The sequence below is a fragment of the Salibaculum sp. genome (genome assembly GCF_035270045.1).
Lineage (GTDB): Bacteria > Pseudomonadota > Alphaproteobacteria > Rhodobacterales > Rhodobacteraceae > Salibaculum.
This window is the reverse complement of record NZ_DATFIP010000008.1, coordinates 24,210-30,940: the sequence shown is the minus strand read 5'-3', so window position 1 is coordinate 30,940 and position 6,731 is coordinate 24,210. Positions and strand designations below refer to the sequence as shown.

General features: G+C 61.0%; 6 protein-coding genes and 1 pseudogene. 1 reads left to right on the top strand and 6 read right to left on the bottom strand.

Annotated elements, in window-relative coordinates:
• Positions 1–140 precede the first annotated feature (140 nt).
• Positions 141–422: pseudogene (locus VJ897_RS01875) on the bottom strand (transposase); the annotation flags it as partial.
• A 359-nt stretch (positions 423–781) separates the two neighbouring features.
• Here VJ897_RS01875 and VJ897_RS01870 point away from each other — a divergent pair.
• Positions 782–994: a hypothetical protein gene (locus VJ897_RS01870; RefSeq protein ID WP_324052722.1), complete on the top strand. Its 213-nt coding sequence runs from the start codon at positions 782–784 to the stop codon at positions 992–994.
• 442 nt (positions 995–1,436) lie between these two features.
• Here the strand turns inward: VJ897_RS01870 and VJ897_RS01865 are convergent, their stop codons facing one another.
• The 5 genes from VJ897_RS01865 to VJ897_RS01845 form a co-directional block, all read right to left on the bottom strand.
• A complete protein-coding gene (locus VJ897_RS01865; protein WP_324052720.1) occupies positions 1,437–2,522 on the bottom strand; it encodes an ABC transporter ATP-binding protein in 1,086 nt (361 codons plus the stop codon).
• 3 nt (positions 2,523–2,525) lie between these two features.
• Positions 2,526–3,329 carry an ABC transporter permease gene (locus tag VJ897_RS01860; protein WP_324052718.1) on the bottom strand — a complete coding sequence of 268 codons (804 nt, stop codon included), beginning with the start codon at positions 3,327–3,329 and terminating at the stop codon, positions 2,526–2,528.
• On the bottom strand, positions 3,329–4,312 hold the full coding sequence (locus VJ897_RS01855; protein WP_324052716.1) for an ABC transporter permease: 984 nt from the start codon (positions 4,310–4,312) through the stop codon (positions 3,329–3,331). Before VJ897_RS01855 ends, VJ897_RS01860 begins: the two co-directional genes overlap by 1 nt.
• A 75-nt stretch (positions 4,313–4,387) precedes the next feature.
• Positions 4,388–5,497, bottom strand: coding sequence for an ABC transporter substrate-binding protein (locus tag VJ897_RS01850; RefSeq protein WP_324052714.1), 1,110 nt, complete (start codon positions 5,495–5,497; stop codon positions 4,388–4,390).
• A gap of 71 nt (positions 5,498–5,568) precedes the next feature.
• Positions 5,569–6,681: an NAD/NADP octopine/nopaline dehydrogenase family protein gene (locus VJ897_RS01845; protein ID WP_324052712.1), complete on the bottom strand. Its 1,113-nt coding sequence runs from the start codon at positions 6,679–6,681 to the stop codon at positions 5,569–5,571.
• Between the last annotated feature and the right edge of the window lie 50 nt (positions 6,682–6,731).

Sequence of the window (6,731 nt, the reverse complement as noted above, 5' to 3'; positions counted from 1 at the left end):
TCAGCCAAGAAGAAGTGGCGAAAGATCAACGGGCCAAACCGTCTGCCCGAGGTCATCGAAGGGGTTGAGTTCAAAGACGGCATCAAGCAACTTCAAACTGCCGCCTGACCAAGGCCGTCACCAACTTTTGCGCATAGCTCCGCATCGATCATCACGGTCTTTTCTTCACCGTGTTCCGCAGCCAACCCGGCCAGCATCCGCGCGAAAATGCCTTTCTCACTCCAACGTTTCCACCGGCTGTAGAGTGTCTTGTGAGGACCATAAACAGAAGGAGCGTCTCGCCAGCGCAAGCCATTGCGATTGATGAAGATAATCCCGCTTAATACCCGTCTGTCATCGACCCTGGGCTTGCCATGCGACTTCGGAAAGAAGGGTTGCAACCGCGCCATTTGCGCGTCGGTCAGCCAGAAAAGATCGCCCATGTTACCGCTCCGTTTTCAGAGCCGTGAATCACGCGAAGCGATGGAAATCAATGCATCCTGACCCTAGGGATATCCCCAAGCTTTTTGGTTCGGGCCCAGGTGTCCGGTCGATAACGGGGCCAGGTCACGAACAAGCTGAGTGCGGATGCACGCGCCACCGTGCCGGCGGCCTGCAATTCCGAGCAATTCGCCAGCCTGCTGCCCGGACGGATCGTACCGAACTGGCTGATCAGGGGCGGTCCCCGGCCTCGGGGTTCAGCGTTTACCGCAGCGTGGAGGCGGATGCGCAGGCGTGCAATCCTTTGCCGGGTGATGCAATGGCGAACACCTGCACGGCGCGATACGCTTCATCACACCGGATGCGCGCCAAGCTGGCCGCGATCATGCTGCCCTGGACCAATGCGCCAGTCTCCGGGCAAATGCCCGGGCGCAAAATCCGCACCGGCGTTCTCAACTGGTCAGGCAAACCCGCACCTGGCAAGCCGCCGGACCCGTCGTTCGCAACCCCGAAACCGAAATCGGCACCCCTGAAATCGGAGACGCCGCATGATATCGGCGGCCACCTGCTTTGACAAAGAGGGTCACAGACGACGTGGGCGTGACGATCGCGCAGCGCTGTTTGCGTACGACCGGCTTCGTCATTTCCGGCGCCCAGCTCGCGCGCCGGGTGTTCGCGGCGGCGGACGCTCCACGCGAGCCTCCGACGGCCTGCGGCCACTGCCGCTCCCACACCGGTTCTCGCGGGCCATGGTACACCGGTCCATTCCAGCACGTTCCGATGACGCCGCGGACGCAAGATCATGTGGGTCTGCTCATGTCACCCAGCCAATACACCGGGTCTTAAGCATCAGTCCACCACAGGCTTCGTGCCTCAAAGCCGCTTGAGGATCCGATGAGAGCCGGCATCGTTTCCATGAACGTGCGTTCCACGGCTTTATCATGGACGATGCGAGCACAGCAGGTCAGCGGGTTTTTCGGGTTTTTGGGTATCGCGCGGGCAAGTGCCCGCCTGTTTCAGTCCGTCAGCACGGCCATGTTCTCTGCTTCCCAGCCGATCCAGATCGGGTCCTGGCCGACCGCGTGGCCGGTTTCGGCATCGACATATGCTTTCAGACAGGCATCCTCCCTGTCCCCCACGGCGATCTGCATGACCATTCGCGAGCCAAGGAATGTCTTGCCGACCACGCGCCCTTGAACCGCGTTGCATGAATCCGGACGCTCCGAGTGGAAGCCCAGCTTCTCCAGTCGAACCGAAGCGGTGATCTCTTGGCCCTCGGCGGGAACGCCGCCAGGTGCTCGGCCCTTGAGGGTCGTCCCCTCCCAATCCATCACCACCTTGTCCTTGTCGGTGCCGCGCATGCGGCCCGACAGCAGATTGGTCTCGCCGATGAATTCGGCCACGAACCGGCTGGTAGGCTGGAAATACAACTCTTCCGGCGTGCCGTCCTGCTCGACCTTGCCTTCGTTCAACACCACGATGCGGTCGGACATGGTCAGGGCCTCTTCCTGGTCATGGGTGACGAAGAAGAAGGTCTTGTCGGTGCGGCGCTGGATCGACTTGAGTTCCTGCTGAACTTGCCCGCGCAGCTTGGCGTCGAGGGCTGCCAAGGGTTCGTCAAGCAGAAGCAGCGCCGGATCGGGCGCCAAGGCACGGGCCAGTGCCACCCGCTGCCGCTGGCCCCCGGACAGTTGAACGGGATAGCGATCGGCATAGGGCTCAAGTTCCAGGAACGACATGATCTCTTCCGAGCGGCGCTTGATTTCCGCCTTGCCCAGCCCCTTCAGTTCGAGGCCGAAGGACACGTTCTGTGCCACCGTCATGTGCGGGAACAGGGCGTAGTCCTGGAAGACCATGTTCACATGGCGCCGCTCGGGGGGCTGCTTGGTCACGTCCTTGCCTTCGAGGATCACCCGGCCGGAGGTTGGTTGCTCGAACCCGCCAAGGATACGCAGCGTCGTCGACTTGCCGCACCCCGAGGGGCCGAGGAAAGTCACGAACTCGCCCCGCGCGATGTCGAGGGTCAGGTTGTCGAGCGCGACGGTATCGCCGAATTTCTTGGTCAGGCCTTCGATGCGGACAAGCGGTGTCTGGTCGGTCATGGCTTATCTTTCCTTGTTCATGCGGCGCGTGAAACGCTCGGCCCACAGGCCGATTGCAGCGGTCAGGACCAGCGCAAAAGTCGCGATGGCATTGATTTCTGGGCTCATGCCGGAGCGCAGCTTGGCAAAGATCAGCACCGGCAGCGTCGGTTCGTAGCCGCCAAGGAAGAAGGAGCGCACGAAATCGTCAAAGGACAACAGCAGGCAGAAGATCGACGCCCCGATAATGGCCGGCACGAGGTAGGGTAGGGTGACCCGGATGAATGATACCAGCGGGTCTGCCCCAAGGTCTCGGGCGGCCTCGGTCTGGCTTTTGGGAAGGGTCGAAAGCCGCGCCATGATCACGAGGACGACAAAAGGCACGTTATGCACCGCGTGGGCCCAGATGATGGCGCCCATACCGGGTTCGATTCCCAGGTAGCGGGCATAGATCCGGAACGCGATTGCCGAGATGATACCCGGTACGAGCGCCGGCAGAATTGTCATCCCGAAGATCGCGGCACGGCCCCAGAACTTGCGCCCTTCCAGCAGAACCGCGATCCACGTTCCGACCATGATCGAGATCAGCGTCGACAGAATCGCGATCGTGATCGAATAACCGAAGGTCGACAGAACCTCTGCATCGGCGAAGACGCCCTTGTACCAATCCAATGTCCAGGAGCGGATCGGGAAACCGATGAAATTGCTATCCTTGAAGCCCATCAGGACCATCAGGATCAGTGGCACGAAAACGTAAAGCACGAAGGCCCAGTAGGCGCAGCCCAGGAAAATCCGGTTGCCGCGGAACGTTTCGACGCGATTGTTCATTATTTCTCTCCCTTTCGCAGGGCTTTCATCAGTTTCTGGAAGGCCGTCGTAATGAACAAGGCGGCAACGAACATGATGGTCGCGAAGGCAGCCCCGGTGGGCCACTCGTCGCCCGCGACGTGGAAGAAGCCTGCGATTGTTTCCGCGAAGACGGTGGTCGAGGGGCCGCCCAGAAGCACGGGCGTCGCGTAGAACCCGGTCGAGATCAGGAACACCAGCGTGCAGCCCGACGAGATGCCCTCGATCGTCAGCGGGAGCGACACCCGGCGGAACCGGGTCCAAGCCCCGGCACCCAGATCGGCGGCGGCTTCGTTCATGCTTTTCGGCAGCTTTTCAAGCGCCGAATAGAGAGGCAGCAACATGTAGAGCGCCGTCAGATAGACGATACCGACCCCCATCGAGAAGCTGGTGTACATGAACGGTATCGGCCGATCGATCAGCCCGAATGTCTCAAGGACCAGGTTCACGGCTCCCGTATTGCCCAGCAGGATCATGATCGCATAGGTGCGCACGATCTCGCCCACCCAGAACGGGATCAACAGGATCAACAGGAACAGCATCTGGTTCTTGCGGCTCACGTGCCTGGCAAGGAAGTAGGCAACCGGGTAGGTGATGATCAATGTGCAGAAGGTGAAGACACCGGCAAAGATCAACGTCCGAAAAAATGGCATCCAGAAAATACTGTCGCCGAAGAAGCGGGCGTAGTTTTCCAGGGTGAAATCCTGCTCGACACCGGGCGCGACCGGATAGGCATCTGTGAGCGACACGCGGAGCATCTGCAGCATCGGACCCAGGTGCTGGGTCAGGACCCAAAGAAGCGGGAAAGCGGCAAGTATCAGGAACTGGCGGCGCGGGGAAGCTGTCGCGACCCGCATGAGCGCGTGATACGGCCCCCAGCCGGTCAGGCGTCCCCAGAACCCGCGGTCCGGCGCCGGTGACGCCATTGCACGGCTGTCACGCTCAGCTGCTGCTTCATCTGTCATGAATATCTCTTTCGAAGGTATCAGCGCCCCTGCCCGGCGGTGGCAGGGCAGGGGGCATTTTTCGAGGTGGACGTATCAGGCGGCCTTGATCGCCTCGACCGCCGGATCGACGAGGTTGTACTTCAGTTCGTTGGCCTCGGCGCGGAAGAACTGCAGGTTGGCCAGCTGTTCCTCGGGGAAGGAAGTCGACTTCCTCTCCAGATCGGTCAGGTACTGGTCCGCACCCTTGTAGGTGGAGATGAAGCCAGAGGCCTTGGTCATCGCGGCGCCGATCTCGGGCGAGGCAAGGATCGCGTCGAGGAACCTGTAGGCGTTTTCCGCGTTGGGGGCATTCTTGGCGATGTTGTAGGTGTAGACAAAGCCGTAGGACCCTTCGCGCGGAATGGTCATGCCCAGCGGGAAGCCGTCATTGATCAGCGCAGCGGCCGGGCCGTTCCACGAATGGCCCAGCGTGATGTCCCGGTTGACCATCATCTGCTGGAATTCGGCCCCGCCGTCGTAGTACTTCCGCACAAGCGGCTTGTGCTCGATCAGGAAGTTCTTGGCTTCTTCCACGATGCGCGCGGCCTCTTCGGGGTCGTCCATGTAGGCGACCATGTTCCCGTCGTAACCCATCTTCAGCATCACGATCGACATCATGTCCTGGATGATGTAGGCAGTCTGGCCGCTGTACTTCTCACTGAAGAGCGTGTCCCAGGTCAGCGCTTCTTCCTCGGTGACATAATCGGTATTGTACGACAGCACCTCCATGCCCGAGAGGATTGGCGCGCCCCACTTGTTGCCGTTGATCGTCGCCCAGTCGCTTTCAGAGAAAGTCGGGTTGATATTGCCCCAGTTGGACAGCCGGTCGGTGTCCAGCGGCTCCAGGAGGTCGCTCTGGATGAACTGCAGGAACCTGTGGCCGGCAACCGTCATGATGTCGACCGTCGGGTTGGGCTGCTCGGCGGCCAACAGATTGAACTGCTTGCCCTGGTCGTCAACGAGCCGGACATTGACCTTGATGCCGGTCTCGGCTTCGAACTGGTCCTTGAAGGCCTCCGGGACGAAATCGTTGTAGGTCCAGATGTTGACTTCGCCACTGCCCTGGGCGTTGGCACGGCGGATGTACGCGGGTGATGCCATGAACGCGCCCGTCGCGGCGGCGGTGCCGAGGAAACGGCGGCGGTTGTAGATCAGTTTGGACATTGTGTCTCTCCGTGTTGGGTTGGTGGTTTTCTTGGTCTTGGTCTGCTTCTTCTTGGTTGGTTTCTTGGTGATCACCGCGGCCCATGCCCGGTGTTGTCGGCCTGCATCAGAATGCCGGTCTTCGCCGCCTGCTTGACATCGCCCAGATCGAAGCGGCTCAGGTCCAGCGTTTTCAGGATCTCGTTCTCTTGCTCGAAATCACGGCCGTACATGGCGGAAAAGATCCGGATGCCTGCCTCGTGAAGCGGCGCCGGACACCCCGCGAGCTGGCCCAATGTAACTGTCAGCACGAGACCATAGGGCACGTCCTCGGTCACATAGCGACTGTCCGCGGTCGCGGGCCCGGTGCCGCCGTTGCCCTGCGCGTGCATCTGCTGGTTCATTTCCGAGATGGATGCGATCGGCACATGGAATGACAGGTGGAAGTGCTCGAATATCGTTTTGACATCAAGCTCAAGCGCCTTCGCGATTGCCAGGCGTTCAAGGTCCAGCTGCTCCAGAAGGCGGCCCACCTTGGGTGTCACGTTCTGGCCCTGGCTCCAGGTTTCTCCACGCTCCATCCGCGTGATGTTCCCCAGGGCGATGCCCATGTGGTTCTGCGGGTTGAGGTTCGACAGCGATATCGCGAGCAGTCCGTCACGGGGCTGGAACCTGTCCCCGAACAGCGTTTCGCACAGCGCCAGCGCGGAGGTCAATCTGTCCTCGGGCACCGTGCAAAGATCCACCCGGCTGCGCACCGTGTTGACCATGACTTCGGTGCCGGATTGCCGTCGGCCCGTACAGATCGTCGTGCCCCAGGCCGTGATCGGCACGGTAACGCCACGCTCTGCCAGACGCTGCATGAGGTAAACCGCGCCGAGCGATGCATGTGACGAGATGATAACGTGATGCCTTGGCTCGATATGGGGTGCCAGGGAATCAAGCACGGTTTTGTGGCCGTACCCCGGCAATGCAATGAGCAGGATATCGTTGTCGCGTGCCAGCGTCGCCGCGCTATCCGCAACCCGCGGTGTCAGCGTCACCTCGATCGCGCCGGTTGCTGTCAACGGCGCACCAGCGGCAAGGTCTGCCGTGCCCGCGCCCGAGGGCGACCAGAGCATCGGGTCATGGCCCCCCTCATGCAGCACCGCCGCCGTTCCGAAGGCGATCGAGCCCGCGCCTGCCAATCCTACCGTCTTGCCCACGTTCGCACTTTCCTAGCTTGCAGTATGTGACCCAAACAAACCGTACTCCA